The sequence below is a fragment of the Alteromonas sp. RW2A1 genome (assembly GCF_001886475.1).
Lineage (GTDB): Bacteria > Pseudomonadota > Gammaproteobacteria > Enterobacterales > Alteromonadaceae > Alteromonas > Alteromonas hispanica.
The window spans coordinates 3,691,610-3,717,989 of sequence record NZ_CP018031.1 but is presented as its reverse complement, the minus strand read 5'-3'; the positions used below and the strand labels follow the sequence as shown (position 1 = coordinate 3,717,989).

Here is a 26,380-nt window from a genome sequence, read left to right as displayed (position 1 = left end):
GAAGCTGAGGAAGAAGAGTATTTAGATGTGGAGTTTTTCTAAGTTGAAACCGATGGCTCTTTTGATGTCGAGCCACCGATTTCATACTGTGCGTTATATGACTAAGTCAAAAAGGCTGATATCTCTATAACTACATTGTCACGAATTCTTCGCCGCTGGTGGGGTGAATAGCCACACAGGCATCGAAGTCAGCTTTAGTGGCGCCCATTTTTATCGCTACCGCAAAGCCTTGTAGAATCTCGTCCATGCCATGGCCTATACCGTGCAGACCAACTACTTTTTCATCTTTGCCTGCACAAATGAGCTTCATCTTTGTCATTTGGCGATGACGAGTAACTGCGGTGTACATAGATGCAAAACTTGAAGTGTAAGTTTTCACATTGTCTTCGCCATGCGCTTCAATGGCCTCTGGCTCGGTTAATCCAATGGTGCCAATTGGCGGGTGGCTAAACACAACCGTGGGAATAAGCGAGTAATCCATATGTGCATCGTCTTGACCATTAAACAAACGCTCGCAAAGCAATCTGCCAGCTTTAATGGCTACAGGCGTCAGTTCTGCCTCGCCGGTGATGTCACCCACGGCATAAACATTCTTTGCTGTTGTATTCTGGTATTTATCTACCTTAACGGTTCCGTTGTCGTTTAACTCAACATCAGTGTTTTCAAGGCCAATTTTATCTGTAGATGGCTCGCGACCAATTGCCCAAATAAGGCAGTCGGCTTTTAATTCTTCGCCGTTAGATAAGAATACCGTCAGTTCTCCGTCGTCTGCTTTTTCAACTTTGTCTACGCTGGCAAAGGTGTGAAGTTTGCAGCCTTCAGTGTTGATCATGTCAACAAGCGTTTCGTGAATAATAGGGTCGAAATTGCGAAGTGGGGCGTGCTTTCTCACTACTAAATGAGATTCTGTGCCTAAGGCGTGAAGTACACCCGCAAGTTCAACGCCAATATAGCCCGCGCCTACTACTACAGCGCGTTTTGGCTGTTCTTTAAGGGCAAAGAATCCGTCTGAGTCGATGCCATACTGCGCACCTTCAATATCCGGAATAGATGGGCGACCGCCTACTGCTATAGTAATGTGATCGGCGGTGTAGGTTTCGCCATTTACCTCAATGGTATTGTTGTCTACAAATTTTGCAAAGCCGTGAATCAATTCAACATCGTTGGCCGTTAGTACCCTATCGTAAGACGCGTGGATACGCTCAATGTAAGCTTGGCGACTTGCAATAAGGCCATCCCAACTAAAATGATTTACCGAAACATCAAATCCATATTCTGGGGCATAACGGTGCACGGCTTCAGCGATTTGTGCGCCATACCACATCGCTTTTTTAGGAACACAGCCTACGTTTACGCAGGTGCCGCCTATATCTTTCGCTTCAATGATCGCTGCTTTTTTACCGTGCTTCGCTGCGCGGTTAGCTGAGGCTATACCACCACTTCCGCCACCAATAGAAATATAATCAAAATGTTTCATACAAAAGCCTTTTTAATATGTAGAGCAGATTTTTCCATTCTCACATGAATTTTACTCCAACAACACACGAAAACGCATCATGTGCCAGAAGTATGCGATAAACCACGATAATGGGAGAACCCTTAAGTTTTAAACTGTCTTGGGCAAATGTGGCATTGCAGTATGTAAGGCGTGCTTTCTGACACGCCTAAACATGTAACAACTAGTTACTTTTAGTATTAGGTTGGCTTTCTGGTTCTATTTGAATGCTAAATGGTTTGCCTCGTTCCTCTTCAAACTGCTGAAGCTTCTGTATTGTCGCTCGGCTGAATATATGCCCTTCAGGCAAAATTAAAATGTGGCTGTCGTTGTACAAGTTTTGCGCCAGCTGCATCCCTTCTTTTAATTGAGATGCTTTCATTGTGGTATCAAGTATCGTTGATGCACCAATATCATCTGCGCTCAATAGTAGGTCGAGAAACTCACCGTCGTAGCGCGTATTACGGTGCTTTTTCATTTCAGCTTTTGCATCTCTAGGCGCCATTTCTACCCCCGTCATACGGCCTGTTACTAAGCGCCAGTAGTCTCTTGAAATTGCCAAAATTCTCGCACCTACTGGAATTTCTTTAGCCACTTTATTGTTCAGGCCAGACCCATTGTAGTGTTCGAACTGAAATTCAATGATATCTGAAATGGGTTGCAGTTCTTCTGCCGGAGCAAGAATAAGAGCAGCCTGCTTAGTTTGTGACAAATAGTTTTGCTGCTGTTGGTATTTTAATTTGGAAAATGGCGCGACAAAGTCTTCCACCTGAAGACCCAGTTGGCCAAGTTCACATATTAGCCCTGCATACTTTACCTGCTTTATGTCGCTTTTTTCGAGTTGTGCGATGGTGGCTATTCTCGCCGCCAGTTCGCTCACCTCTATGGCAAACTTACCGTTTATATTTGGGTTTATACTGATCACGTTGAAAAGCACCTGCTCCATGGCTTGGTTGTGTTTTTCAATCTTATTGAGCGCGAACTTAATTTGCCGGGTCCTTTTTTGAACAACACTTTCAAGCGAAGCATTAACATCTTTCAGCTTTTTATTTTGTAAGCGAGTCAATCTCTGCAGGCGAGTGTTTTCCTCTTTCAGTTTAACTCGCTCTAACCCCTCATTGATGACAGAGATCAATTCTTGATTATCCCAAGGTTTTTGCAGGTAGCGATGAATTTTGCCCTGATTTACGGCTTTTATGGTCGATTCAATGTCAGCATAACCGGTTAGCACTACTCTAAAGGTTTCAGGATAGGTTTTTGCTACTTGTTCTAACAACTCAGCGCCAGACATTTGCGGCATTTTCATATCCGAAATAACCACATGAACAGTCTGTTTTTGCATTAACTCCAGCGCCTTCGCGCCGCTATCCGCTAATAGTAAATTAATATCCATAGTGAAGAGCGCGCGCTTTATGGCTCGCAGAATATTAGGTTCGTCATCGACGAATAAGACAGTGTATGTTACTGCTGTTTCTGTGTTAGATGCTGTCATAAAACGTAATCCTGTTAATCGCCTTTAGGCTAACTGCCCTTTGAATCAATGGTGCATGAGTCGTTGTCATCGTCCTTGGGAATGGGCAGGGTTAGCGTAAAGCAACTGCCTTCACCTTCTTTACTCGAAACGCTAAGCGAACCGCCGTGTTCTTGCGCGATACCAAACGAGATAGAAAGTCCTAAGCCAGTGCCTTCTCCTTCTGGCTTAGTTGTAAAAAACGGGTTGAAGAGCTTATCGAGATGACTTTGGGGAACACCGCATCCAGTGTCTTCTACTCGCAGTTCAACAAACTCATCTACTCGAATAGATGAGATAGTGACTTTGCCATGCTTGCCTGTACTTTCGACGGCCTGGCCTGCATTTATCAGTAAATTAGTAATTACCTGAGATATTTTACCAACATTCATAGCCACAGCAGGGACGTTGCCCAAGTTGGTCTCCACAGTACAGATATATTTAAGCTGGTTATTTACCATGGCCAGTGTGGTGCGAATACAGTCATTGATGTTATGAAGCTGCACGTCATCGCTATCAACTCTTGAGAAGAGTTTTAATCCTTTTACGATATCGGCAACGCGGTAGAGGCCTTCAGAAGAATCGTTTAAAAGGTCGCCAATATCCTCATTAATGAAGGCTAAATCTTTGGTTTTTATGCTTTGCTCCACCTCAGCAATGGCTTTGACTCTAGCGGCGTCGTCTTCGGCGTTAATCACACTGTTCATTTGCGCGAAAAGCATTTGGTAGGTTGCTACATAGTCGTTCAACGTAGAAATATTACTGCTCACAAAGCCAACGGGGTTATTTATTTCGTGAGCAACACCTGCCGCTAGCTGACCCACCGAGGCCATCTTTTCAGCTTGTAATAGCTGCACCTGTGCTTCTTTTAAATCCTTATTAGCTTCTTCAAGCTGGAAATTCTTTTGATTGAGCTTAGCGGTTCTGTCTTTTACTTTTTCTTCGAGTAATGCGTTAAGCTCTTTCAATTCATCTTCTACCCGCTGCCGCTGACCGCTTTCTTCTTTCAACCGCTCGACTAAGTGGTTAAAAGCGCCTGCCAACTCGCTTAACTCGTCTTTGCCCCTTACCTCAACAAAGATATCTCGATAGTTATTATCTTTAACCGCTTCGCCTAAATGCTTTGCGCCTTTCAGTAGTGATTGAAGCTGTCCCATTAGGTAAGAACCAAGTAGATAGGATAACAGCCCAACTAAGACGAACTCTAACATAGCGAGTGTCAGCGTCCAGTTTTTAACCCGTGATACAGACTGAGTAACAGATGCAATATTTAAGCCCATTTCAACGTAGCCGTATAAGGTGCCGTTTACCTGAATTGGCGCTTGGGTATCGTAAATACCATCGTCGGTGTGTGATGCTGATGTATCTTGTTTAAAGGTGGCATTAAGCGCTGCAGCATCGCCTTTTTCCACGAATACGCGGTCGTTTTTGTCCTTCACTCTTACATAGGCAATATTAGGGTTGGTCAGTATTTCTGACACATCTGCATCAAGAGATGACAAGTCGTAGCTTAAAAACGCGTTTTTTGTCGTTGAAACAAAAAGGGCGGCAGAAGTGTTAGCTGATTTTTTAACGCTGCTGTCTACTAGTTCATTAAGGAATTGAAATATAGTGACTATCAACACAAAAAGCAGTGCGGCGGTAATAGACGCTACACCTGTTATTGTTTTTGTCCTTAACGATAAACGCATACTAGCTCCTTTACGAATGCGGCCTTGATAGTGAAGAAATGCCCAACTCTCTAACGTCGTCCCAATGGGAGTCGTCAGCGCTAATAAAGCCATTTAGTCCTAAATTTTTAAGTATGTGGGCTTTGCTAGCATCGCTGGATATAGATAGCAGTGCATTGATAATAGCTTGTCGAGTGTCCTCACCTAATGTTGGGTGCGTGGCGATTGCATGGGGCGTGTAGTCTGGGCTTTCCCAAAGAACTCGCAATGATGTGTTTGCAGAAGAAGATCCCAAAGTACGATAGATACCGCCCCCAGCCTTAAAAAACTGCTTTTCTACGTTTAAATACACAGAGTCATGTGAGTTGACATAGCGAGGAATAAATGCAATGTTTTCTTTACGCAATTTGGCACTTGTTACGATAGTAGCGGCAAAAGCTGCCGGTGCAGGAAAGGCAATCTCAGCACCATTCAACGCATCAAGCGACGTTATCTCACTGTCTTTATGCACCACTATGATGCCTTTCAAAAATTTGTTTTTTTGTTTTGCTAACGCTTTATATCCAGCGGTGCTATTGAATACAACAAAGTGAAATGGGTTCATGTAGGCAATGTCGTATTTGCCCTTGGAAAGGTTTTCTTCGAAAGTGGGGATATCCTTAGCCGTTTGGAACTCGATACGCAGTCCCGTATAGCTATTAATGTAATCAACAAGCGGTTGCCACGACTTAACCATTTTTTTCGCTGATTGCTGAGGAACAACGCCGAAAATAAGAGACTGTGCGTGCAAAGTAGGTGTTACTAGCAAGCTTAAAAACACAAACAGTAAACAAAGCACGCGAAGCATAGAGACTCTCCTTATTTCTCGTTGTCCTTACATAGACATGAATTGCTCAAGTACCATGGTGAGGTCGTGATTAGAAAATGGCTTTTGAAGAGAGGCGTCGGCGCCAATTTCTAACGCTCGCTCAAGGCTAATATCGTCAAGAGCCGATATAACCACAATTTTGAGGTCTTTATACTTACTTTGTTCTCGGGTAAAGTCGATAACGCTGTAGCCATCCATGCCAGGCATACTTAAATCTAGCGTCATTACTTTTGGCTCATGCTGGCTAAGCATTATACCGGCTTGGAAGCCTCCGGTGGCGATATAGCTCTCGAAGCCTGCGCGACGCGCGACGCGCTGAATCGATTTCGCTACGGGCATTTCATCGTCAACAATTAAGATCGACGGGGTTGCGTCGCCTTTTAGAGCGTCTGGAATAGGCATGTCATGGCGCTCTAAGAACTCGATAAAGTCTTCAACGAGCACACGATTATTTCCGCGGCCAGGAAGTTTAAACCCTTTCAGTTTACCGTTTTCTATCCATCGGATAACTGTGCGTAGATTTACGTCACAGTATGATGCTATTTCGCCTGACGTGAGTGTCTTCATAATTCGGCTCCCTTCATTTCCCTATGCAGTATAGCTTTATATGTAATAGAAGACAAAGTAGACAAAAGGATTAGTTGTGACATTTGCGACAAATGCTTGTTGGTCAGAGTATGTTCTTCAGCCACAAACGTTCTTCAATCAACGGGTTTCTAAGCCGTCAGTAAAGGTTCTGCGTTTAACAAAAATGGTTAAATTAACACCAGTCCTCACCAATTTATCTCGCATCTCGTCAATAAAAGAGATTCAAGAATTCACTCTGTTGAGCTGAACTGCTGTTTGTATTGCGCTAGGAGAGCGCCATCCATTTTTTGAGCTAACATGCTATCGCTGTCGAATCTGATCTTCACCTCAAAAATAGAAGTACTTAAGCCATTAGTCAAATTGCGCTACAGGACCGCGGGCCTGCGTATTAAATGTATGAATGCCGATGCTATAGCGTAAAATGTATGAGCGTCATTGCCTCGCTTATGTATTGTGTTTTAATGATAAATCCCCACTTCAATAAGCAAATAAAATAAAGAGTAATTATATTATGACGACCCCAGCAATTGAACTAGTCGATGGTCTACCGTTATTTTCTGCCATTGAAGCCTCATCAATCAAACCCGCCGTTGAGCGCGCTATTAAGGCGTGTAAAACAGAAATCGATGAAGTAGTCGCCTCAAAAGACTATAGCTACAAAAACGTGGTGCTTCGACTAGAAGAAATAGATGATCGATTGAGTAAAATATTCTCTCCGGTTTCTCATATGAATAGCGTAGTTAGCAGTGACGAGTTGCGAGAAGCTCACGATGCGTGTCTGCCATTATTATCTGAGTATGGCACTTGGGTAGGGCAGCACGAGGGGTTGTACAATGCTTATGTGACGCTACAGAATTCAGCGGAATTTGGCGAATTAAATGACGAGCAAAAAAAGGTGGTCGATAACGCAGTGAGAGATTTTACCCTCTCAGGTGTTGCATTACCTGACGAGCAGAAAAAGCGCTTTGCCGAGATCCAAGCTAAATTGAGCGAATTGTCTTCAACATTTTCTAACAATGTTATGGATGCCACCATGGGGTGGACTAAACACATCACTGACAAGTCTGAGCTTGCCGGTATGCCTGAGTCTGCACTCGAAGCTGCTGCGCAAGCCGCTCATCAAAAAGACCTTCAAGGTTACTTGTTTACTTTAGATATTCCTTCTTACCTTCCTATCATGCTGTATGCCGATAATCGTGAGTTACGGGAAGAAATGTATCGCGCCTACTCGACTAAGGCCTCTGATCAGGGACCTAATGCAGGGAAGTGGGATAACACTGACATCATAAAAGAAATCTTGTCTTTACGTACTGAGCTTGCAGAACTCCTTGAGTTCTCAAGTTATGCTGAGCGTTCGCTTGCGACAAAAATGGCAGATTCCACAGAGCAGGTTATCGGCTTTCTACGCGACCTGGCAGCGAAATCTAAACCTCAAGCGGAGCGCGAGCTAGACGAAGTAAAAGCGTACGCTCGCAATACGCACAATGTTACCGAGCTTGCGTCTTGGGACTTGCCGTATTACAGCGAAAAGCTCAAACAGGAAAAGTACACCATTTCTGATGAAATGCTTCGCCCTTATTTCCCAGAAGATAAGGTGCTGTCTGGCCTGTTTGAAGTCGTGCATAGACTATATGGCTTATCTATTATTGAGCAGCCAGGCATTGATACATGGCATGAAGACGTACGCTATTTCACCATTACAGACGAAGCTGACGTGCTTCGCGGCAGTTTTTATCTCGACCTTTATGCCCGTGCAAAAAAACGCGGCGGTGCATGGATGGATGAATGCCGTGTACGTCGTGAAACGGTAAGCGGTGAACTACAGCTACCGGTCGCTTATTTAACATGTAACTTTAACGCGCCAGTGGGTGATAAGCCGGCATTGTTTACTCACGATGAGGTCGTCACGCTGTTCCACGAGTTTGGACATGGTATTCACCATATGCTGACCAAAATGAAAGTGGCTGGTGTGTCTGGTATCAATGGCGTGCCGTGGGATGCGGTTGAATTACCCAGTCAGTTTTTAGAAAACTGGTGTTGGGAAGAAGATGCACTGAACTTTATCTCTGGGCATTACGAAACCGGTGAACCACTACCAGCAGACCTGCTAGAGCGTATGCTTGCAGCGCGAGACTATCAGGCAGCTATGCAAATGGTAAGGCAATTAGAATTTAGCTTGTTCGATTTCTTGCTGCACAGTGAAAAAGGCAGCACGGTAGATGTCCAAGGTGTTCTCGACTCGGTAAGAGATGAAGTTGCTGTTTCTATACCGCCTTCTTTCAATCGTTTCCAAAATGGCTTTGGACATATTTTCGCAGGCGGCTACGCTGCGGGGTATTACAGCTACAAATGGGCGGAAGTACTCTCTGCCGATGCTTACAGCAAATTCGAGGAAGACGGTATTTTCAACCGCGAGACGGGTAAAGCTTTCCTATCGAATATTCTGGAAATGGGAGGGAGTAAGGCACCCATGGAATTATTTGTTGCCTTTAGAGGTCGTGAGCCTAAGGTTGATGCATTGCTGCGACATAGCGGTATAAAAGGCTAAGTAAGCTAAAGAGTAAAAAAGGAAAAAACGAGTAATGGCTGAGTCGTTTGATTCAATATATCGACGAGCGTGCGAAAGAAAAGGCGGGAAAATGGTGCTTGAAGCAATGCTTCAGGCACCGTTGCCATATTCAAAAGTGGCAAAAATTCCCGACGACCGTTTTCTAGCCGCAATGACGAAAAAAGTGTTCCAATCGGGTTTCGTTTGGCGCGTGATAGAGAACAAATGGGCCGACTTTGAAACGGTATTCTTTGACTTCGATATCGATAAAGTACTGTTGATGCCAGACGAAATGCTGGAGCAAAAAGCGTCAGATAAGCGCATTGTCAGAAACTATAAAAAAGTCATGACAGTGCGAGACAACGCTATAATGATAAAAGACGTGGCCCTTGAACACGGTAGTTTTGGGCGATTTGTCGCTTCCTTTAAGCCTGAGAATATTACTGAGTTATGGGCTTTTTTAAAAAAACGGGGTGCTAGACTAGGCGGAAATACTGGGCCATATATGCTTCGTTCTTTGGGCATTGATACCTTCTTATTTTCGCGCGATGTAGAAGACTACTTACGTAAAAACGATATTATCGATGGCGGTATTACATCTAAAAAAAGTTTAACAGCGGCGAATGCCGCATTCGCTCGTTGGCACGAAGAGAGCGGTCGTTCACTACAAGAGATAAGTGCTGTTGTGGCATTTAGTTGGGGCACGAATTCACGAGTGGTTTAAGGCTTTTGCTTGCCACCACAATCCTATACACTTCAGGTTTAAGAAATACAGTTAGCAATAGGAATGTCATGAGCGACAATCAGGCTTCATCTACGCCCGTAGAACCATCATCTGTGGAGTCATCAAACGAACAAACCACCCATTTCGGTTTTAAGCAGGTAGAGAAAGAACAAAAGGCGTCTTTAGTTGCCAATGTATTCGATTCTGTAGCCGCGAAATACGATGTGATGAACGATTTAATGTCTATGGGCGTGCATCGTTTGTGGAAAAGGTTCACGATTGATTGTTCAGGCGTACGCGCTGGAAATAAGGTGCTTGATATTGCAGGCGGCACGGGTGACCTTACCGCGAAGTTCAGTCGCTTAGTAGGTCCCACTGGCAGAGTTACCTTGGCCGATATTAATTTATCTATGCTGCAGGTTGGGCGAGATAAGCTGCGCGACCGCGGCCTCGTTGGCAACATCGATTACGTGCAGGCTGATGCCGAAGCGCTGCCTTTTCCAGATAATCACTTCGATGTAGTGACTATGGCATTTGGCCTTAGAAATGTTACTGAAAAGCAAAATGCGCTTAACTCAATTTTTCGCGTGTTAAAGCCTGGTGGACGGCTGCTTGTTTTAGAGTTTTCCAAGCCTACGTCTGAGCAGCTTAGCAAGTTATACGACATGTACTCTTTTCATTTGCTGCCAAAAATGGGGCAACTCGTAGCAAATGATGCAGAAAGCTATCAATACTTAGCCGAGAGTATTCGTATGCACCCAGACCAAGAAACCCTTAAAGGCATGTTTGAAGAAGCAGGGTTTGAACAGTGTGATTATCAAAATTTAACAGGTGGCATTGTTGCACTGCATCGTGGGTATAAATTTTAATGCCAGCATCAGCACTTTTTGCGGCCACGCTAGAACAATCTATCAACAAGGTATTGGCTCTAGATAGTGAAAGTGAGTCAAGGTTGGCAGAGCTCAACGGTTCGCGGTTAATCGCGTTCTTATCTCCCATGCCCTTTGGCATTACGTTGGTATTTTCAGACCGAGTTGATGTGCTAATTGAGCACGACGATTTTGAATCTGTGAAGGCGCAACTTGGCCCAAAAGACTGCTGTATCAAAACTTCTCTAGACACCTTACCTGAACTGCGAGAAACCAGTCAGCTAACTCGTCTTATTCAACAAAAAGCACTTTATTTAGAGGGTGAGCTTGGCGTGGCGCAACAGGTAAGCGGCGTGTTTCAAAACCTCGATATCGATGTGGAAGAATTACTTGCCGTTAGAACCAGCGATGTATTCGCTCACCAAAGTGTAAAAAGCATTAAGGCGCTGCATCAAAAAGTGATGTCTATGCTAACGGATGCTGGCAGCGTAGTTGGCAATGCCATGGTGGAAGAGAAAAAAATCGCCGCTCATAAATTGGCGGTTATGCATTTCAGCGATGAAGTCAGTGCGCTGCGAGACAGCACCGAGCGCTTAGACGCTAGGTTACGCGATTTAGAAGAACGATTTAAATAAGAGACTCGCATGCGAATTGTTAGGCTATACAAGATTAACCGGGTGCTGCTTGAGCATGGTCTCGATGAGCTTATTCCGGCAAAGTGGCTGCCTTGGTATGCCAGACTATTGCGCCACAGTATTTTTTGGGTGCGCAATAAACACAAAGGTAAGTCGCAGGGAGAGCGCATTACGCTTGCGCTGCAGAGCTTAGGCCCGGTATTTATAAAATTCGGCCAAATGCTGTCTACCCGTCGAGATCTCCTTTCGCCGGCCATTGCGAATGAACTAGCACGTTTGCAAGATAAAGTGCCGCCGTTCCCGTCTGAAGATGCACAAGCCATTATTAAGTCATCGTTAGGGCTTACTTCGCTAAGTGAACTGTTCAGCGAATTTGAAGAGGAGCCACTAGCGTCTGCATCCATTGCTCAAGTACATGCTGCAAAATTAAAGGCGAATAATGAAGATGTAGTGGTTAAAGTGCTGCGCCCGGATATTCGCGACACCATTGTAGCGGATATGGAACTGCTGTTTAGTTTTGCAAATATTATTCAGCGTTGGCTTCCTGACGGGCGTCGCTTACGTCCTGTTGAGGTGGTCGTTGAATATCGTAAGACCATTGTTGATGAGCTCGATCTGTTGCGAGAGTCTGCCAACGGCATTCAATTAGGCAGAAATTTTGAGGGCTCGGAAGCGCTCTACGTTCCAACCATTTACAGCGATTACTGCCGGCACAATGTGCTTGTAATGGAGCGTATTTACGGCATACCTATTTCAAATTTAGATGCTTTGATATCGCAAAATACCAACCTTAAAAAGCTTGCCGAGCGAGGGGTAGAGGTCTTCTTTACGCAGGTTTTTCGCGATAGCTTTTTCCATGCAGACATGCATCCGGGGAACATTTTTGTTTCTCCCTCCCATCCAGATAACCCTAAGTATATTGCCATCGACTTTGGCATTGTTGGCACACTCAATAAAGAAGATAAGCGCTATCTCGCCGAAAACTTTATCGCTTTCTTTAATCGAGACTATCGCAAGGTAGCCCAACTACATGCAGACTCGGGTTGGGTGCCGCAAGACACAAATATCGATGAGTTTGAGATGGCTATCCGCACGGTATGCGAGCCTATTTTCCAAAAGCCACTGGCGGAAATCTCTTTTGGCAACGTGTTGCTGCAATTGTTTAACACCGCAAGACGTTTCGACATGGTTGTACAGCCACAGCTTGTACTGCTGCAAAAAACGTTGCTTTATGTTGAAGGGCTAGGAAGGCAGCTATATCCTCAGCTTGATTTGTGGAAAACCGCGAAACCATTTTTAGAAAACTGGATGAAAGAACAAATCGGGTTTTCTGCCATGATGGGTAAGGTAAAAGCTAACTTACCTTTTTGGTCGGAAAAACTGCCTGAAATGCCAGACTTGTTGTATGACAGCTTGCAGCATATAAAACGCATGCCGTTACAGCAGCAAAAAGCCAGTGCTTTAATGCTAGAAGAGCAAAAACGAACTACTCAGACCACTCACTTTTCGGTGGTTGGTGGTACCTTTATTCTGCTCTCTGCAATATTACCAATCTATGATATATCGTGGTATTTCCCTGCAATAAGTGGATTGATCGGAACTATTTTCTGGTTTTTTTCATGGAGAAACAGCCGTAAATAAACGCGAAAAACGGCTTTTAAATAATGAAGTTTTTATGAAAGTCGTTAATAAGCAATTAATTAGTATGTTAATTGTTCCCAACAGTGTTATAGTGGCTTTGGCTGTTTGCCAAAGTCTTTAAATAGACGAGATTTGTGTTATTTGCTATATGTTGCTACCTGTTATAACGCTCGAGTTACCTTGTAATTTGTGTTTGTTGTTAGTCCATTCGTAAGTAAGCCTCAATGCTCCGCCAATTTAAAGACCAACAGAAACACAGTTACACGCGCTTTTTTGCGCAATTTATTACGATATTTGAGGTCTATACGACATGTCTAAAGTTACAGGCACCGTTAAGTGGTTTAACGCTGATAAAGGTTATGGTTTTCTTACTCAAGATAATGGCGGCAAGGACGTTTTCGTTCATTTCCGTGCAATTATCTCTGAAGGTTACAAAACTCTTCCAGAAGGTCAGCGCGTAGAATTTGAAGTTGAAGAAGGTCAAAAAGGTCTTCAAGCTGCTAACGTGCAAGCTATCTAAGAAATTCAAAAACGGCGGTCATTATGACCGCCGTTTTTCTTTCATTTCCCGCACTATCCCTTTTAATTTCCTGCTTTATAAAACCACGGTCTATTTGCCCCTCCACCAGTTAGCGTGGAAATTAGAATCACTCGCTGAATCGCACTTTCAATATATCGCTATTAACGAGTATGTGTTGCTATGTTGTGGCGTAAAGTGTTTTACTAATCACTCATTTACAGAGTTATTCTTTACTCTCGGTCATTAGGGTATTCACTATGTTTATTCGTGTAGCAAGTGCGCTTACTTTATCAATATTGGTTGTATTTAGCATTCAAGGTATTGCGCAGACGACTTCAACAGAAAGTGCTGGAAGCGTATCAAGCGCAGAAAAAGACACCACAGTGGTGGCAACACTGTTCGGTAAACCAATAATTATGGACGACATTACGCCAAGCGAAGACGTACTGGCCACCATGCAAAAGCAGGCAAGTAGTCGCGGCGAATTTAACGGCATGCTGGCGTTAGCAAGCCTTACTGAATTGTCTGAGCAAATTATCGAAGGTGTTTTGGATGATTATGCTACACAGCACAACATCACCGTTGACCAGGCTTTGGTAGAAAAATTTAAAGAGAAATTCGCAAGCTCGACAGTCAAGCCAGAGCAGGCTACTGCTAATAGTGATAGCGCAAACACTAGCTCGAATAGCAGCCCAAGTAATTCGGGCGGAGCCTCGGGTAGCAAGACGTCTAGCGATGAAATAGCACAGCGCCAGGTTATGATCTACCTAACAGAAAAGCACATGTATAACGCACTCGGTGGCAAAGTAGTTTTTCGACAATCGAACCCGCAGATGCCGGTAGAGGCATACTTTAATGTGCTCAAAGAATATGAGCAGTCAGGAAAGTTTGAAATAGTTGATAAATCATTGCAAGAGGGCTTTTGGTCGCCTTTTACTCCGCCTTATCAGTATGAACTGGCCAAAGAAAATATCGATTTTTCCAAGCCTTGGTGGTTATAAGCGGGCGGCGATAAGCGGTAAATACGCAGTAGGATTGTAAGTAAAAGCCATGAAAGATATCTCTATAGACGCAGTCGACCGCACTATTTTAAGTATTTTACAGCAAGACGCAGAAACGCCAGTAGCGCAAATAGCGGAGCAGGTTGGGCTAACCTCAACCCCGTGCTGGCGCAGAATACAAAAGTTAGAAACAAGCGGAATCGTTTCTCGTCGCGTTGCATTGTTACAGGCGCAAACTTTAGGCCTTACCATGACCGTGTTTGTGCAGGTAAAAGCAGGGAGTCACGATGGCAAATGGCTGTCAAATTTTGCTAACCACGCGTCGTCTTTTGACGAAGTCGTTGAGTGTTACCGAATGTCAGGCGAGTATGATTACCTGTTAAAAGTGCTGGTAACCGACATGGCGAGCTTCGATCATTTTTATAAGCGATTGGTAAACGGTATTGGTTTTTCAGATGTAACATCGAGTTTCGCAATGGAGCAGATTAAATATACAACTGCCGTTCCGCTTACTCACTTGTAACAGCCCGATTTATAACACCCTCATATAAAGAGAGCGTGTTACAGCAGCAAAAAAAAATGGGGAGCTAATAGCTCCCCGTTTTGCACTTTTCACACGCCCTAGTAATACGATAATTTCTGCGATTTCCCAGAAAAGATCTTATACACCATAAGGGTGTAGGCCAAAATTACAGGCACTACAATTACCACGCCAACCAGTAAAAACCGCAGCGAACTTGCATCACTTAATGCATCCGATATGGTCATTTGCCCCGGAATAATAAACGGATAATAGCTTATAGCGAAAGCCGCAAAGCTCAGCAGAAAGACTAATAGCGCGATAAAGAACGGTAGCCACTCGCCTTTTCCGTTGCCCTCAGGCAGTTTTTTTAGTAACACGCCGCACAGCGCAAGCAGAGCAAAGCAGGTAGCGGGTATGGCAAATAGCATAATGCCCCAAGGTGCCGACAGCCACAGCTCTCTTATTTCTGTATGAAGCGTAAGATTGGCTATGCTTACCGCAATTATGCCGGCCGCCAGTATGCCCAAACCACGTTTAGCCCAGTAATACGCTTTTTCCTGCAGCGCTCCTTCAGATTTAAGAATAAGCCAGCAAGAGCCAATAAAGGCGTAAGCAGCAGTTACACCTAGTGCAGCCAGCAGCGCGAATGCCTGTGCCCATATATCTGTGCGTAATCCAGTCACATAAATACCCAGCATATAGCCTTGTGCAAGAGTGGTAAGTAAAGAGCCGTACTTAAAGACTAAATCCCACTTACGCTTTTGTACCTGCACTACCTTCGCCCTAAAATCAAAGGCAACACCTCGTAAAATTAGACCAAGCAGCATAAATGTTGCCGGAAGATACAGTGCTTGCAGCACTTTGCTGTGCGCCTCGGGAAAAGCAATCAGCAACAGACCTACTGCCAATACCAGCCAGGTTTCGTTTGCGTCCCAGTAGGGCCCAATAGACGCGATCATATCGTCTCTAAATGCTTCAGTACGTGGCGGAATTAATACACCTACACCTAAATCATACCCATCTAATATGGCGTAAAGCAGAATAGATAGCCCCAGCAGGCCCACGTATATGTTGCCGAGCATTTGTGGAGATACATTTTCAAACATCATAGCTCCTTACACCGCTACCGGGTTGGTATTGTTGGGTTTGATTTTAGCCTTTGCGACTTCTCGTTCCTCTGTGGTGATTTCTTCAATCTCCACGGCGCGACGACACATCAGCATTAACGTACTGATATAGGCAATAAGCAACCCTGTATAGATGACCGCATAAAGTGTGAACGACATTGCCACATTGCTTGGTGGTAGCTGAGTGACAGCATCCGCTGTTTTTAGCACACCACTTACCAAATAAGGCTGGCGACCAATTTCTGTGACATACCAGCCCGCAAGGGTGGCTACCCAACCGCTGAACGCCATACCCACAAACGTGCGCTTGAGCCATAACGGAAACGCGCGGTTTCGCATTAAATAAATACTGCCTAGCCAAGACACTGCAAGCATGAGCATTCCCATTCCTACCATTACCCTAAAGCCGTAAAATACAGGTGCTACAGGCGGGTGTTCCCCCTCAAACTCGTTAAGACCTTTCAGCTCACCCTTCAAGTCGTGAGTAAGAATAAGGCTTGCTGCATACGGAATAGGTATTTCGAAGTGATTCTCCTTATTATCCTCATCGGGAATGGCGAATAGCAGTAGCGGAGCGCCTTCAGTGGTTTCCCACAATCCTTCCATAGCAGCTACTTTTTGCGGCTGGTGTTCAAGTGTGTTTAATCCATGCATATCACCTGCAAATATTTGCAGCGGGATAAGCACTGCCGCAGTGTATGTGGCGTATACCACCCCATCGACAACCTCAAAACCTTGCGGTGTTTGCATCCAGCTATTGAGCGCTAAAATCCAAAAGGCAGACGTAGTGGTGCCAAGAGCCACAATAAGTGTTGAGGTAGTATGTAGCCAGTTCGGCACACGGCGAATGCCAAATAGCATTATGCCCAAAAACGTGGCTTCTAAGAAAAAGGCCGTAAGCACTTCGTAGCCCAGTAACGGGCCCGCCACGTTCCCCACCTTTTCCATAAATCCGGGCCAGTTAGTCCCAAACTGAAATGACATGGTAACGCCGCTGACTACGCCTAATGCAAAGCTCAGGGCAAAAACCCGCACCCAAAATCGGTACATACGCATCCACACTGGATGGCCTGAGGTGTTCGAACGTAGTTTAAAGTAGAAAAGAAACCAACCCATAGCCATGGTGATGGTTGGAAATAAAATATGAAAACTAATATTTAGAGCAAATTGTAAACGAGACAGCAAGAATACATCCACGGAGGGTCTCCCTAATTGACACTGTTTTTACCCGGTAAAATCTTGTCCTTAAGCTCTAGCATACGGCCAACGCCTGAACCGAGTTTCATCAGCGTGTTTAATTTTTCAGGGCCAAGGTTTTGTAATTCCTCAGACCATGCCGTAATGGATTCCAATAAATCGTGTATTTCACTTAGTTTTTCTTGCGCACCAACTTCTGTGCCGTTGGCAGGCTCATCGAGTAAAAGATCGCGCAGTAAGCTTAATGTGGGGTCTATTTCGCGCTTACGCCTTTCTTCAAACACCCTATTTGCCAAAGTCCAAATATCGCCAGCAGGAATGAAAAATTCTTTACGCTCACCTGGCACAAGGTGCTGTTTGATCAACCGCCAAGATTGAAGCTCTTTTAGCCCCATACTGGTGTTTCCTCGAGAGATATTTAGTGCATCAGCAATTTCCTGTGCTGAAATGGGCTCATCGTTTAGCACAATAAGCGCCAAAATTTGACCAACTGTTCTGTTAAAGCCCCAGCGGCTTCCCATCTCACCAAAGTGCATAACAGCTGATGTAATAAGAGGTGTCATCTTCATTTTTTTGCGCCTATTGAAGTTTCAGAAATTACTGAAAGTTTAATACTCCATTTGATGCAGATCAATCTTTTTCAACATTAAATATGATTTCATAAAGACACTTAGGTCTTGGCTTTGGAGGAATGCATTTAAACTGTAATATGAAAGCGGTAGCGTAGGATATATTACGTTTTCAGCACTTTGGATAGCTTCGGTATGAGATTGGCAATGTCACAAAAAAACGCCAAGCAAATGTCCCCGCGAGCCTTTTATCGGTATAGCCATGCCTTGCAGTGTAACCATTATGCTGGGTTTTTCAGGCACTTCAGCAGGCTTTTTAGCCGCATTAGTAGGCTTTTTCCATTTGTCTGGTGCTGCTGCCGGCGCGTATTTAGTGACCTTTTTCGGCCATATACTATCGATGGACGCTGTTCAGGCATTTGTTCTTATAACACTGGGATTAAGTTTTGGTAGCGTTATTGCCTGCCTATTTCTAAAGCCGTCAACTATAGTAGATACTATGTAAAAGGCTCTTATAAATGCACCGAACCGTTTGAACAGTCAGTTCATCCAATTATTTTGTGCTTTCATGGTATTCCATAGTAAATGCGGCGCAAAAAAGTGATTATTGGCGGCATAACCTTTAACATGTCCGATTAGTGATTCTTTCAGGGGCTTACTCATTGCGCCTGAATGACACCTCATCTCTTGCTAGATAGTGGTGTATCAGAAAAAAGGTTTCCACTATGAGTCAAGCTTCACCACAATTAATGAAGAATTGTGAAGACGAACCCATCCACCTTATCGAAAGTGTTCAAAGTTTCGGTTATGTGATTGCCCTCAATCCTGCAGATAAAACCATTCAAGTGGTAAGCAGTAATATTCGAGAACTATTCAAAGTAGACATTGTTCCCGGGGAAACGCTTATTACTGAGCTTTTTACTATCCCCAATCCGGAAGCTCACACTTTTAAAACCATCTTTGAAGCGGTACAAGGCGGCAAGGTGCGTCATGCTTACCAGTGGCAGTTCGCAGAAAATGCGCTGTGGCTTGAGGACTGGGAAAAAGAGGGAAGTGGCGTAGCGTACGAATCAAATGGTTTACTGGTTATCGAATTAGAGCCCACTCCGCAATTAAGTTACGAAGCAGCGCAGCAGTGGGTGCCCATGGATATGGACTTACGCGCTTTGTTGCCCGACGTGGATGACAGTGACTCTATAGGCGATGTGGCAGATGCCATAGCGCGATATTTTCAAGACTATGTTGGTTTTGATGCCGTTATGGTTTACCAATTCGACGAAGACCATTGCGGTGAAGTTATCGGTGAGGCAACGGAATCTGAGGGTAAATCTTTTAAGGGGCTTAAATTTCCAGCCTCCGATATTCCACAGCAGGCCAGAGAGCTTTATTTGCTGAATCGCGTTCGCTGCGTGTTCGATGTTGATGAGCCAGTAATTCCACTTTTGCCCCGTATTGAAGACTCTGAACGGCCGCCCCTCGACCTTTCAATGTCAATGGTGCGCTCAGTTTCACCCACCCACATTACGTATCTTAAAAATATGGGAGTACGCTCATCTTTTTCTGTAAGTCTAGTGTTTGAAGGCAAACTGTGGGGCTTGTTAGCGTGCCATAGTAAAAAGCCTATATACGTAGATCAGAAAAAGCGCTTAGTGTGTGAATCATTAGGACATCTATACGCATGGCAGTTACATACTAAAACGCTTCACGAAAAAAAGGAGCATTTTCAAAATCGCCAGCGTTCATTAAATAACATTGTTCATCAGCTAACGTCTTACTCCAACCCGCTTGAAGCGATTAAGCAAAAGGAAAAAGACCTACTGCAGGTGGCTGATGCATGCGGCATGGCGGTTGTTACACCATCGAGTAATTACTTTGTGGGAAAAACGCCATCAGAATCCACATTAATGAAGCTCCTAGACAAGTTTGCTATTCCAAACTCAGAACAGTCGGTTACGTTAAATCGCTTAGCTGAACAGGTGACAGATTCTTGCAACCTCAACGGTATTCGCGGGATGTACATATCTTGCGTGTCGGCAAAGTTAGGTTACTACACGGTATGGTTTAGAGAGCAGCGAGATAAAACGATTCGCTGGGCCGGACGTGACGCGGCTAAGCAGGATCAGCTTAAATCATTAACGCCTCGAAATTCTTTCGAGTTGTATTTACAAAGTGTGGCAGATGAATCTGTAGATTGGACTGAAGATGATAAGTTAATTATTGAAGGCTTCGATCACCTCTTTATTCCTTATGCCTTGAGTTTAAAAGCGTCTCTTGATAAACAAATCAACAAGCTCGAAGAGCTTGATAAGGCCAAAGATCAGTTTCTGGCCAGCATTTCTCACGAACTGCGTTCACCACTCAATTCTATTGTGGGTTGGACAGATTTAGCGCTAATGGATTTAGACAACGTAGATAGAATGAAAGATGCGTTAGGGGTTATCAAGCGGGCTGCATCTACTCAGGCGGCATTAATAAACGACATCCTTGATTTATCTCGCATTATCTCGGGTACGATGAAGCTCAGTACTCATTCTTTAAAGATAACTCATTCTATTTCCGAAGTAGCCAAGTCGTTTGAAGCTGGGTTCGCAAGTAAGAATATTCAGCTATCGATTAACTGCGAAGACGAACATACGCAGATTTTAGGCGATAATTTACGTATTAAGCAGGTTATCAACAACCTATTGAGTAATGCCCTTAAGTTTACCTCTAAGGGCGGAACAGTGCATATTCGAGGAAAGCGTGAACATTCAAACTACCTGTTTAAGGTAAAAGATAATGGCAAAGGCATGACGCAAGAACAGATCTCCCATGTCTTTGAACGCTTTTATCAAGGCAAGAACGAGCACAACAAAAATGGCTTAGGTCTTGGGCTTTCTATTGTAAAGAGCTTGGTAGAAATGCACGGCGGAGAAATTCGTGCAGAGAGCAATGGCCCTAATACGGGCACAACTTTCTTTGTATCTTTGCCTATTGCGCCGTTAAATGTGTTTGATGAAATTATTGAAACTAAAAACACCGAAATAAGTGACTTAACACCGTCTTACCGTTTAAACGGCCTGCGTATTTTAGTGGCCGAAGATGAGAAAGATGCCCGCGATTTTATTAAGCTTTTCCTCGAATCAAACGGGGCTAGGGTGAATGTAGTCAAAAACGGCCTGCTGGCATGGAAAGAAATAAACGAAATGCCAGAGGCGTTCGATTTACTGCTTTCTGATATTGGCATGCCGGAGTTGGACGGTTTAGGGTTAATGCTCAAAATTCGCTCTAGCGAGTTTAGTCAGATATCTTCACTTAATGCGGTGGCGTTAACGGCATATGCCTACACGTCGGATAGGGTAAAAGCGCTTAAGGCCGGGTTTAATAATTATGTATCTAAGCCTGTAGACGGCGAAGAGTTGCTTACCATTTTGGAAATGTATATGTAGGTTGGCTCTGTTTGCCGAGAGCCCTTTTGGCACTACCAGCGCTGCAGTAAGGTTTCGTAGGTTGTGGCGTCGAGTAGAGATATTCGCTCTTCTACCTCAGCGCTTGCACTAGAAAGCTTTTCATCTGCTAGCGCTTTTGAAGAAAAGGTCTCTCCGTTAATGACAAACAGGCTTTTGTCAGACGTGGGTGTGTTATCAAGGCGATAGGCTGTTTTAAGTAAGCTGGTTTCGCGGGTAATGTCGGTGTGACCAATATAGTCTGCAATTCCATCGTTATTGATGTCTTTGCGTAGCCAACTAATGCCCAACAGTGTGTTGTATTCTCCGCTTTTTTGCATAGCAGAGATAGCAGCATTAAATTTAGCAATAATCTCTTTTGCGTTAGCAACATCGTCTCGTATTGCCAGTTGAAACCCGCTTTTAATGAGCGGTTGAGAAGAAAAGTGCAGTGTTTCTTCGCTATCGTTGGCAAGTAGCGTATTAAATTCTCGTATTAATAACTCTGAGGTCACCAGGTATGGGGCTCTGTCGTCGGCGAGTTGGCGAAAAGCATCAAATGTCGACGGATTTCTAGACCACTTTATATCTTTCAGCAGTCTAAAGTTAGGCGTGTTGGCAAAACGATTTTCAACCGCTACACGGTTACGCTTTAGATGCTGAAAAATCTTTATGTTTTCAACATCGGCATCCTTACTCGCGGCATAGAGGTAAAGAGGTAAAAACACTTCTGATGTTAATACGTTGCCCAAGCTCTGGCCCATATCGACATAGGCGTATTCACCGTCTACTTTTCCTGAACGAACAGAACTGCCTAAAAAGGCTTGGCGCATAACTTTTACTTTTACATCTGTTTCGGTTTGAGAAAAGGCAGCTAAAACCAGCTCGTTAATTCTGGCAGGCTCACCATCGTCGTTAACATAGGTTTCAAAAGGAGTTGCAGCAAGCGTGAGCGAATTTGTTTGAGACACTACTGACACGCTAAAAAGAGCGGTGCTAAAAAAGCAAACAAGGGCGGTGAACGTAAAACGACTAACACGCTTTATAAGCAAGTTAATTCTCTCCTCACAGTGACACATTTAGTGAAGCTTATGCTTCACGCATTATTTATAGTTCTTTATACACTTTAGGGTAGTTATATGGTTTATTCCACACAGGATATATTAATGACAATTAACACCCCTGGTAATGTGTGCGCCAGAACTGTCTTGTGTAGAGCGTATAGAGCCATTTACCTTTTAATAAGTAGCAGAAAAAACGCCGAGTACAGCACATGCTCGGCGTAATACATGCTCGGCGTAATAGATGCAGGGCAATTATTCGCCGAAGCTACCTGCAGGGCCAGGGTAAACCACAACGCTTTCTACGCCATCGTTGTTGACACTGGCAACACCGAAGAAGTAGTTATCAATAACAATGTTATCTAGTGTGGCTTGGTTCACATTCCCAACAAACTTGCTGTACTCCCACTGCGGAGCATCGGTATGACGCCAATATACCTTATAGCCTTTCAACTGCGGGTTTTGTTGTTCGTCTAGGGCATCCCACATTAACGTTGTTGAAGGTTGAACCGCACCCTTAATTGAAACATTAGCCGGTGGGTTTGGTGCCCATGCCATAGAGGCAAGTGAAACCGCGTTTAAACCCGTAAGCTTAGCGGCATAATCAAAGTTCACCCCATCTAGCGTGTCGCCATATTTAATGCCATCTTCTTCACGTAAGTCTTGATGCTGGCGGGTATAATTTTCGTTGGTTTCCATAATTCGAATGCCTGGGTAGCCCAAGTCATTAAACGGGCGATGATGACCGCCACGGCCGAACCTGTCTAATCTATACACTACCATGGTGTCGAGGTTTTCAATGTATTGGTCGGCTATTTTGTCGATATAGCGAGCTAGATTTCTACTTGGTGAATCTACCTCTCCGCCCGTGAAGCGGCGGCGCCTTGCTTCAGCGTCGGTCTCGGTCACTCTTGTGCCCTCGGCAAATATACGGGCGGTAGTATTGTTAATTACACCGTTAATGCCTTCAATATTGCCAATCATATCGTTGTTCAGTACCGCTTTAATGCGCCAGCCATCTTCTTTGGCTTGGTTGGCCATGATGCGTCCGCCGAACAGCCCTTGCTCTTCGCCTGCTAACGCCGCATACACAATGGTGCCGTTGAACTTGTAATTAGATAGAACACGGGCCGCCTCTAATGTGCCCGCTACGCCAGATGCATTATCATTGGCGCCAGGAGAATCTGAGGTGAAATCCATTACGTCAGATACGCGAGAATCGATATCGCCAGACATAATGACGTAACGGTCTGGGTCGGTAGTACCGCGCTGCACAGCAATTACACTTACTACGTCTACGGGATCAGGAATGCGCTTTTCACCGCTAATGGTTTTCGATTGAAAGTACACCTCTAGACAACCGCCGCATTCTGCCGAAATTTTTTCAAACTCAGACTTTATCCAGCGGCGGGCCGCACCGATACCGCGAGTATCAGACTCTGTTTCAGATAAGGTATGGCGGGTTCCAAAATTTACCAGCGTAGTAATGTCATTTTCAATATTGGTGGCAGAAATGCTATTTGCAATATCGTGAAGCGCCTGCTTTTGTTCGCTTTGCGCTATAGCAGAGATGGGAAAGAGGCTGCTGATCGCTAGTGCCGAGGTAAATACGGTGAGGTTTTTTATTTTACTGGGGTAGTTTTTTATCATTATTTTCTCCAATGTTTATTTCTTAACCATAACGAATACGGTGGTGGGTCACAATTGGAGTAAACCTACTATGCGGTCGCTTATCGCAAAAGTTCACATCTGAGCAATGTTAAAACTAAAACAGTTAAAACTAAAACAGGTTTAAAAGGTGGGTGGGGAAAACAAAAAACGCCAATAAGTAATTATCGGCGCAAATTATTTGCGTTATGTAGATTTGCAAGCTGATTACTGCTTACTGTGACGAAGCGACTCTCAGAATGAATTTTCGGATATTAACCCTAAAGTTCAGATACAACGGCAAAGTTCAGATCCAACGGCATGGTATTCGCCTATCAGGTCAGCCTAAATAAACGCGAATGCATCGCCAAATAAATTCTCTTTCTTTAAACCGCGCTGCGTAAAATCGTCACGAACTACTTTTGCCATTTCGAATCGGCCTGCAACGTAAACTTGAACGCCAGAGAAGTCGGCATGATCAGCCATGGCTGCATGGTGAACCCATCCCGTTCTGCCAGTCCAGTCGTCGTTAGCAAACTCTACCACGGGCACAAACGTAAAATGTTCGTTAGCCGCCGCCAATTCACTCAATTCGTCGGCTAAGTAAAGGTCTTCCGCATGTTTACCACCCCAGTAAAGAGTGAGTGGCGTGGTGTCTCCGCTTTTTAGGTGCTCTTTTAAAATTGAGTAGGTGTACGAGAAACCGGTACCGCCTGCAATAAGTACCATTGGAAGCCCATTGCTTTGTAAGTACGCATCTCCATGGCCAAGGCTGAGCGTAATTTCACCATCGCTTTGCATACGGGCTAATACGTCACCTGCATAGCTATTGCCTGGCTCGGCGCCGATGTGCAACTCTATACGGTTATTGTCGTAAGCGGCATTGGCGATGGAAAACGGTCGCATGTCTTTTTCGCCCATGACAACCATGGCGTACTGGCCTGCTTTAAACGCTACTGCTTCTGGCAACGTGAGTTCAATTTTTTGTACTACATCGGTTAAAGGCGTAATGCTTGCAACCTTGCATTTAATTTGTGGCATGTAATTTTTCTTACCCTTTTTGGTTTAGCGTGTCGCCTCTGAAGCGTTATCTTTAATAACGCTCTATTTGGTTACTTCATAATACCAAGTTCATCCCAAATATCATCAATTCGCTTTTTAACGGCTTCGTCCATAACAATGGGTTCGCCCCATTCACGGTCGGTCTCGCCGGGCATTTTATTGGTCGCATCCATACCCATTTTTGAACCTAGACCAGATACCGGCGAGGCAAAATCCAAGTAATCGATAGGCGTGTTTTCTATCATTACGGTATCGCGGGCAGGGTCCATTCGCGTGGTAATAGCCCATATCACATCATTCCAGTCGCGAGCATTTACATCGTCGTCGCAAACAATAACGAACTTGGTGTACATGAATTGACGTAAAAATGACCATACTCCCATCATAACGCGCTTGGCGTGACCTGGGTATTGCTTCTTCATAGTAACAACTGCCATCCGGTAGGAACACCCTTCAGGCGGCAGATAGAAATCGACAATTTCCGGAAATTGCTTCTGCAAGATAGGTACAAACACTTCGTTAAGTGCTACGCCTAGTATGGCTGGTTCATCGGGTGGGCGACCAGTGTAGGTTGAATGGTAAATAGGATCTTTTCTATGAGTGATATGCGTTACGGTAAATACTGGAAATTCGTCAACTTCGTTATAGTAACCAGTATGATCGCCATAGGGGCCTTCCGGGGCCGTTTCGTCTTGCGCGATATAGCCTTCTAACACTATTTCGGCGCTTGCAGGCACTTGCAAATCGTTACTTATTGAGGAAACGACCTCAGTTTTGTCGCCGCGTAACAAGCCTGCAAAGGCATATTCCGACAATGTATCGGGAACAGGCGTTACTGCGCCTAATATCGTAGCCGGATCTGCGCCTAGCGCCACCGACACTGGATAAGGTTCGCCGGGGTGTGTCTGACACCATTCACGAAAATCCAGTGCTCCGCCGCGATGTGAAAGCCAGCGCATAATAAGCTTGTTTTTAGCAATAACCTGCTGACGGTAAATACCTAGGTTTTGACGCTTTTTGTGTGGTCCACGGGTAACGCTAAGTCCCCAAGTAACTAGCGGTGCTGCATCACCGGGCCAGCATCGCTGTACCGGAATTTTTGACAAGTCTACGTCATCGCCGGTTAACACTACTTCCTGACAGGGAGCCTTTTTGACAACTTTGGCCGGCATGTTCAAAACCTGCTTAAACACCGGTAGCTTTTGCCATAAATCTTTTAAGCCCTTTGGTGGTTCTGGCTCTTTCAAATAGGCTAAAAGCTTACCCACTTCTCTTAATGCTTCTACTGAGTCTTGCCCCATACCCATGGCCACACGCTGAGGCGTGCCAAATAAATTTGCTAACACTGGCATGGAGTGATTTTTAGGGTTCTCGAACAGTAGCGCCGGGCCGCCAGCACGTAATGTGCGATCGGCAATTTCGGTCATTTCAAGGTCGGTATCAATTGGCTGACTAATGCGAACCAATTCACCTTTACTCTCTAGCTGGCGAATAAAGTCGCGTAAATCTTTATACTTCATTAGGGCTGGTGCATCCACGAACTTATGTTATGGCAAGAGTATACTATTTCGAGATAAAGTCCGATCAGTTCACGGCATGAATTCGAAGATTAAAGGTTTAATTTCGAGAAAATGATCTGGACAGCGCAATTAATTGTGTGTGATATAGGAAATAGCGCTATAACTACTAAAGCGATAAAG

Annotated in this window: 22 protein-coding genes; 10 read left to right on the top strand and 12 right to left on the bottom strand. The window is 44.5% G+C overall.

Going from position 1 to position 26,380, the window contains the following annotated elements:
* Nucleotides 1–130: 130 nt before the first annotated feature.
* From gorA to BM528_RS16380, 5 genes are all read right to left on the bottom strand, one after another.
* Nucleotides 131–1,477 (bottom strand): glutathione-disulfide reductase, encoded by a 1,347-nt coding sequence (gene gorA / locus BM528_RS16400; RefSeq protein ID WP_071980753.1) that lies wholly within the window; start codon nt 1,475–1,477, stop codon nt 131–133.
* Between the two features lie 202 nt (nt 1,478–1,679).
* Nucleotides 1,680–2,987: a response regulator gene (locus BM528_RS16395; RefSeq protein ID WP_071980752.1), complete on the bottom strand. Its 1,308-nt coding sequence runs from the start codon at nt 2,985–2,987 to the stop codon at nt 1,680–1,682.
* Nucleotides 2,988–3,016: 29 nt separating this feature from the next.
* On the bottom strand, nt 3,017–4,696 hold the full coding sequence (locus BM528_RS16390; protein ID WP_071980751.1) for a sensor histidine kinase: 1,680 nt from the start codon (nt 4,694–4,696) through the stop codon (nt 3,017–3,019).
* A 10-nt stretch (nt 4,697–4,706) separates the two neighbouring features.
* Nucleotides 4,707–5,522: a phosphate/phosphite/phosphonate ABC transporter substrate-binding protein gene (locus BM528_RS16385; protein ID WP_071980750.1), complete on the bottom strand. Its 816-nt coding sequence runs from the start codon at nt 5,520–5,522 to the stop codon at nt 4,707–4,709.
* 27 nt (nt 5,523–5,549) lie between these two features.
* On the bottom strand, nt 5,550–6,110 hold the full coding sequence (locus BM528_RS16380) for a response regulator (RefSeq protein WP_071980749.1): 561 nt from the start codon (nt 6,108–6,110) through the stop codon (nt 5,550–5,552).
* 532 nt (nt 6,111–6,642) lie between these two features.
* Between BM528_RS16380 and prlC the strand changes: the two genes are divergently transcribed.
* The 8 genes from prlC to BM528_RS16340 all read left to right on the top strand — a co-directional run bounded on the left by prlC (nt 6,643) and on the right by BM528_RS16340 (nt 14,592).
* Complete coding sequence (gene prlC / locus BM528_RS16375) at nt 6,643–8,679, top strand: oligopeptidase A (RefSeq protein WP_071980748.1); 2,037 nt, start codon at nt 6,643–6,645, stop codon at nt 8,677–8,679.
* A 34-nt stretch (nt 8,680–8,713) separates the two neighbouring features.
* Nucleotides 8,714–9,403, top strand: a complete 690-nt coding sequence (locus BM528_RS16370; protein ID WP_071980747.1) for a DNA-3-methyladenine glycosylase I — start codon at nt 8,714–8,716, stop codon at nt 9,401–9,403.
* A 68-nt stretch (nt 9,404–9,471) separates the two neighbouring features.
* Nucleotides 9,472–10,272 carry a bifunctional demethylmenaquinone methyltransferase/2-methoxy-6-polyprenyl-1,4-benzoquinol methylase UbiE gene (gene ubiE, locus BM528_RS16365; protein ID WP_071980746.1) on the top strand — a complete coding sequence of 267 codons (801 nt, stop codon included), beginning with the start codon at nt 9,472–9,474 and terminating at the stop codon, nt 10,270–10,272.
* Nucleotides 10,272–10,907 (top strand): ubiquinone biosynthesis accessory factor UbiJ, encoded by a 636-nt coding sequence (locus tag BM528_RS16360; protein ID WP_071980745.1) that lies wholly within the window; start codon nt 10,272–10,274, stop codon nt 10,905–10,907. Before ubiE ends, BM528_RS16360 begins: the two co-directional genes overlap by 1 nt.
* Nucleotides 10,908–10,916: 9 nt before the next feature.
* A complete protein-coding gene (gene ubiB / locus BM528_RS16355) occupies nt 10,917–12,548 on the top strand; it encodes a ubiquinone biosynthesis regulatory protein kinase UbiB (protein WP_071980744.1) in 1,632 nt (543 codons plus the stop codon).
* 310 nt (nt 12,549–12,858) lie between these two features.
* Complete coding sequence (cspE, locus tag BM528_RS16350) at nt 12,859–13,068, top strand: transcription antiterminator/RNA stability regulator CspE (RefSeq protein ID WP_032094913.1); 210 nt, start codon at nt 12,859–12,861, stop codon at nt 13,066–13,068.
* Between the two features lie 257 nt (nt 13,069–13,325).
* Nucleotides 13,326–14,069 (top strand): hypothetical protein, encoded by a 744-nt coding sequence (locus tag BM528_RS16345; RefSeq protein WP_071980743.1) that lies wholly within the window; start codon nt 13,326–13,328, stop codon nt 14,067–14,069.
* 49 nt (nt 14,070–14,118) lie between these two features.
* Nucleotides 14,119–14,592, top strand: a complete 474-nt coding sequence (locus tag BM528_RS16340) for an Lrp/AsnC family transcriptional regulator (protein WP_198033574.1) — start codon at nt 14,119–14,121, stop codon at nt 14,590–14,592.
* A 98-nt stretch (nt 14,593–14,690) separates the two neighbouring features.
* Here the strand turns inward: BM528_RS16340 and BM528_RS16335 are convergent, their stop codons facing one another.
* The 3 genes from BM528_RS16335 to BM528_RS16325 are packed head-to-tail and all read right to left on the bottom strand — an operon-like array spanning nt 14,691 to nt 17,485.
* Nucleotides 14,691–15,698, bottom strand: coding sequence for a cytochrome d ubiquinol oxidase subunit II (locus BM528_RS16335; RefSeq protein WP_071980742.1), 1,008 nt, complete (start codon nt 15,696–15,698; stop codon nt 14,691–14,693).
* A gap of 9 nt (nt 15,699–15,707) precedes the next feature.
* A complete protein-coding gene (locus tag BM528_RS16330) occupies nt 15,708–16,916 on the bottom strand; it encodes a cytochrome ubiquinol oxidase subunit I (RefSeq protein ID WP_071980741.1) in 1,209 nt (402 codons plus the stop codon).
* A gap of 11 nt (nt 16,917–16,927) precedes the next feature.
* Nucleotides 16,928–17,485: a GbsR/MarR family transcriptional regulator gene (locus BM528_RS16325; protein ID WP_071980740.1), complete on the bottom strand. Its 558-nt coding sequence runs from the start codon at nt 17,483–17,485 to the stop codon at nt 16,928–16,930.
* A 262-nt stretch (nt 17,486–17,747) separates the two neighbouring features.
* Here BM528_RS16325 and BM528_RS16320 point away from each other — a divergent pair, with 262 nt between their 5' ends.
* Together BM528_RS16320 and BM528_RS16315 are read left to right on the top strand one after the other, a co-directional pair.
* The gene (locus BM528_RS16320) at nt 17,748–17,990 is read left to right on the top strand and encodes a hypothetical protein (protein WP_071980739.1); all 243 of its coding nucleotides are present in this window, start codon (nt 17,748–17,750) and stop codon (nt 17,988–17,990) included.
* A 220-nt stretch (nt 17,991–18,210) separates the two neighbouring features.
* Entirely contained in the window at nt 18,211–20,913 is a 2,703-nt protein-coding gene (locus tag BM528_RS16315; RefSeq protein WP_071980738.1) for an ATP-binding protein, read from the top strand.
* Between the two features lie 32 nt (nt 20,914–20,945).
* Here the strand turns inward: BM528_RS16315 and BM528_RS16310 are convergent, their stop codons facing one another.
* The 4 genes from BM528_RS16310 to ubiD form a co-directional block, all read right to left on the bottom strand.
* A complete protein-coding gene (locus BM528_RS16310) occupies nt 20,946–21,881 on the bottom strand; it encodes a substrate-binding periplasmic protein (protein ID WP_232230516.1) in 936 nt (311 codons plus the stop codon).
* Between the two features lie 345 nt (nt 21,882–22,226).
* The gene (locus BM528_RS16305; RefSeq protein ID WP_083595322.1) at nt 22,227–23,621 is read right to left on the bottom strand and encodes a M28 family metallopeptidase; all 1,395 of its coding nucleotides are present in this window, start codon (nt 23,619–23,621) and stop codon (nt 22,227–22,229) included.
* Nucleotides 23,622–23,963: 342 nt separating this feature from the next.
* Complete coding sequence (gene fre, locus BM528_RS16300; RefSeq protein ID WP_071980737.1) at nt 23,964–24,659, bottom strand: NAD(P)H-flavin reductase; 696 nt, start codon at nt 24,657–24,659, stop codon at nt 23,964–23,966.
* Nucleotides 24,660–24,730: 71 nt separating this feature from the next.
* Nucleotides 24,731–26,200, bottom strand: coding sequence for a 4-hydroxy-3-polyprenylbenzoate decarboxylase (gene ubiD, locus BM528_RS16295; protein ID WP_071980736.1), 1,470 nt, complete (start codon nt 26,198–26,200; stop codon nt 24,731–24,733).
* Nucleotides 26,201–26,380 lie beyond the last annotated feature (180 nt).

Excerpts from the sequence above, each read along its gene's own strand:
- gorA (WP_071980753.1), bottom strand. The coding sequence starts at position 1,477 with ATGAAACATTTTGATTATATTTCTATTGGTGGCGGAAGTGGTGGTATA.
- BM528_RS16395 (WP_071980752.1), bottom strand. The coding sequence starts at position 2,987 with ATGACAGCATCTAACACAGAAACAGCAGTAACATACACTGTCTTATTC.
- BM528_RS16390 (WP_071980751.1), bottom strand. The coding sequence starts at position 4,696 with ATGCGTTTATCGTTAAGGACAAAAACAATAACAGGTGTAGCGTCTATT.
- BM528_RS16385 (WP_071980750.1), bottom strand. The coding sequence starts at position 5,522 with ATGCTTCGCGTGCTTTGTTTACTGTTTGTGTTTTTAAGCTTGCTAGTA.
- BM528_RS16380 (WP_071980749.1), bottom strand. The coding sequence starts at position 6,110 with ATGAAGACACTCACGTCAGGCGAAATAGCATCATACTGTGACGTAAAT.
- prlC (WP_071980748.1), top strand. The coding sequence starts at position 6,643 with ATGACGACCCCAGCAATTGAACTAGTCGATGGTCTACCGTTATTTTCT.
- BM528_RS16370 (WP_071980747.1), top strand. The coding sequence starts at position 8,714 with ATGGCTGAGTCGTTTGATTCAATATATCGACGAGCGTGCGAAAGAAAA.
- ubiE (WP_071980746.1), top strand. The coding sequence starts at position 9,472 with ATGAGCGACAATCAGGCTTCATCTACGCCCGTAGAACCATCATCTGTG.
- BM528_RS16360 (WP_071980745.1), top strand. The coding sequence starts at position 10,272 with ATGCCAGCATCAGCACTTTTTGCGGCCACGCTAGAACAATCTATCAAC.
- ubiB (WP_071980744.1), top strand. The coding sequence starts at position 10,917 with ATGCGAATTGTTAGGCTATACAAGATTAACCGGGTGCTGCTTGAGCAT.
- cspE (WP_032094913.1), top strand. The coding sequence starts at position 12,859 with ATGTCTAAAGTTACAGGCACCGTTAAGTGGTTTAACGCTGATAAAGGT.
- BM528_RS16345 (WP_071980743.1), top strand. The coding sequence starts at position 13,326 with ATGTTTATTCGTGTAGCAAGTGCGCTTACTTTATCAATATTGGTTGTA.
- BM528_RS16340 (WP_198033574.1), top strand. The coding sequence starts at position 14,119 with ATGAAAGATATCTCTATAGACGCAGTCGACCGCACTATTTTAAGTATT.
- BM528_RS16335 (WP_071980742.1), bottom strand. The coding sequence starts at position 15,698 with ATGTTTGAAAATGTATCTCCACAAATGCTCGGCAACATATACGTGGGC.
- BM528_RS16325 (WP_071980740.1), bottom strand. The coding sequence starts at position 17,485 with ATGAAGATGACACCTCTTATTACATCAGCTGTTATGCACTTTGGTGAG.
- BM528_RS16320 (WP_071980739.1), top strand. The coding sequence starts at position 17,748 with ATGCCTTGCAGTGTAACCATTATGCTGGGTTTTTCAGGCACTTCAGCA.
- BM528_RS16315 (WP_071980738.1), top strand. The coding sequence starts at position 18,211 with ATGAGTCAAGCTTCACCACAATTAATGAAGAATTGTGAAGACGAACCC.
- BM528_RS16305 (WP_083595322.1), bottom strand. The coding sequence starts at position 23,621 with ATGATAAAAAACTACCCCAGTAAAATAAAAAACCTCACCGTATTTACC.
- fre (WP_071980737.1), bottom strand. The coding sequence starts at position 24,659 with ATGCCACAAATTAAATGCAAGGTTGCAAGCATTACGCCTTTAACCGAT.
- ubiD (WP_071980736.1), bottom strand. The coding sequence starts at position 26,200 with ATGAAGTATAAAGATTTACGCGACTTTATTCGCCAGCTAGAGAGTAAA.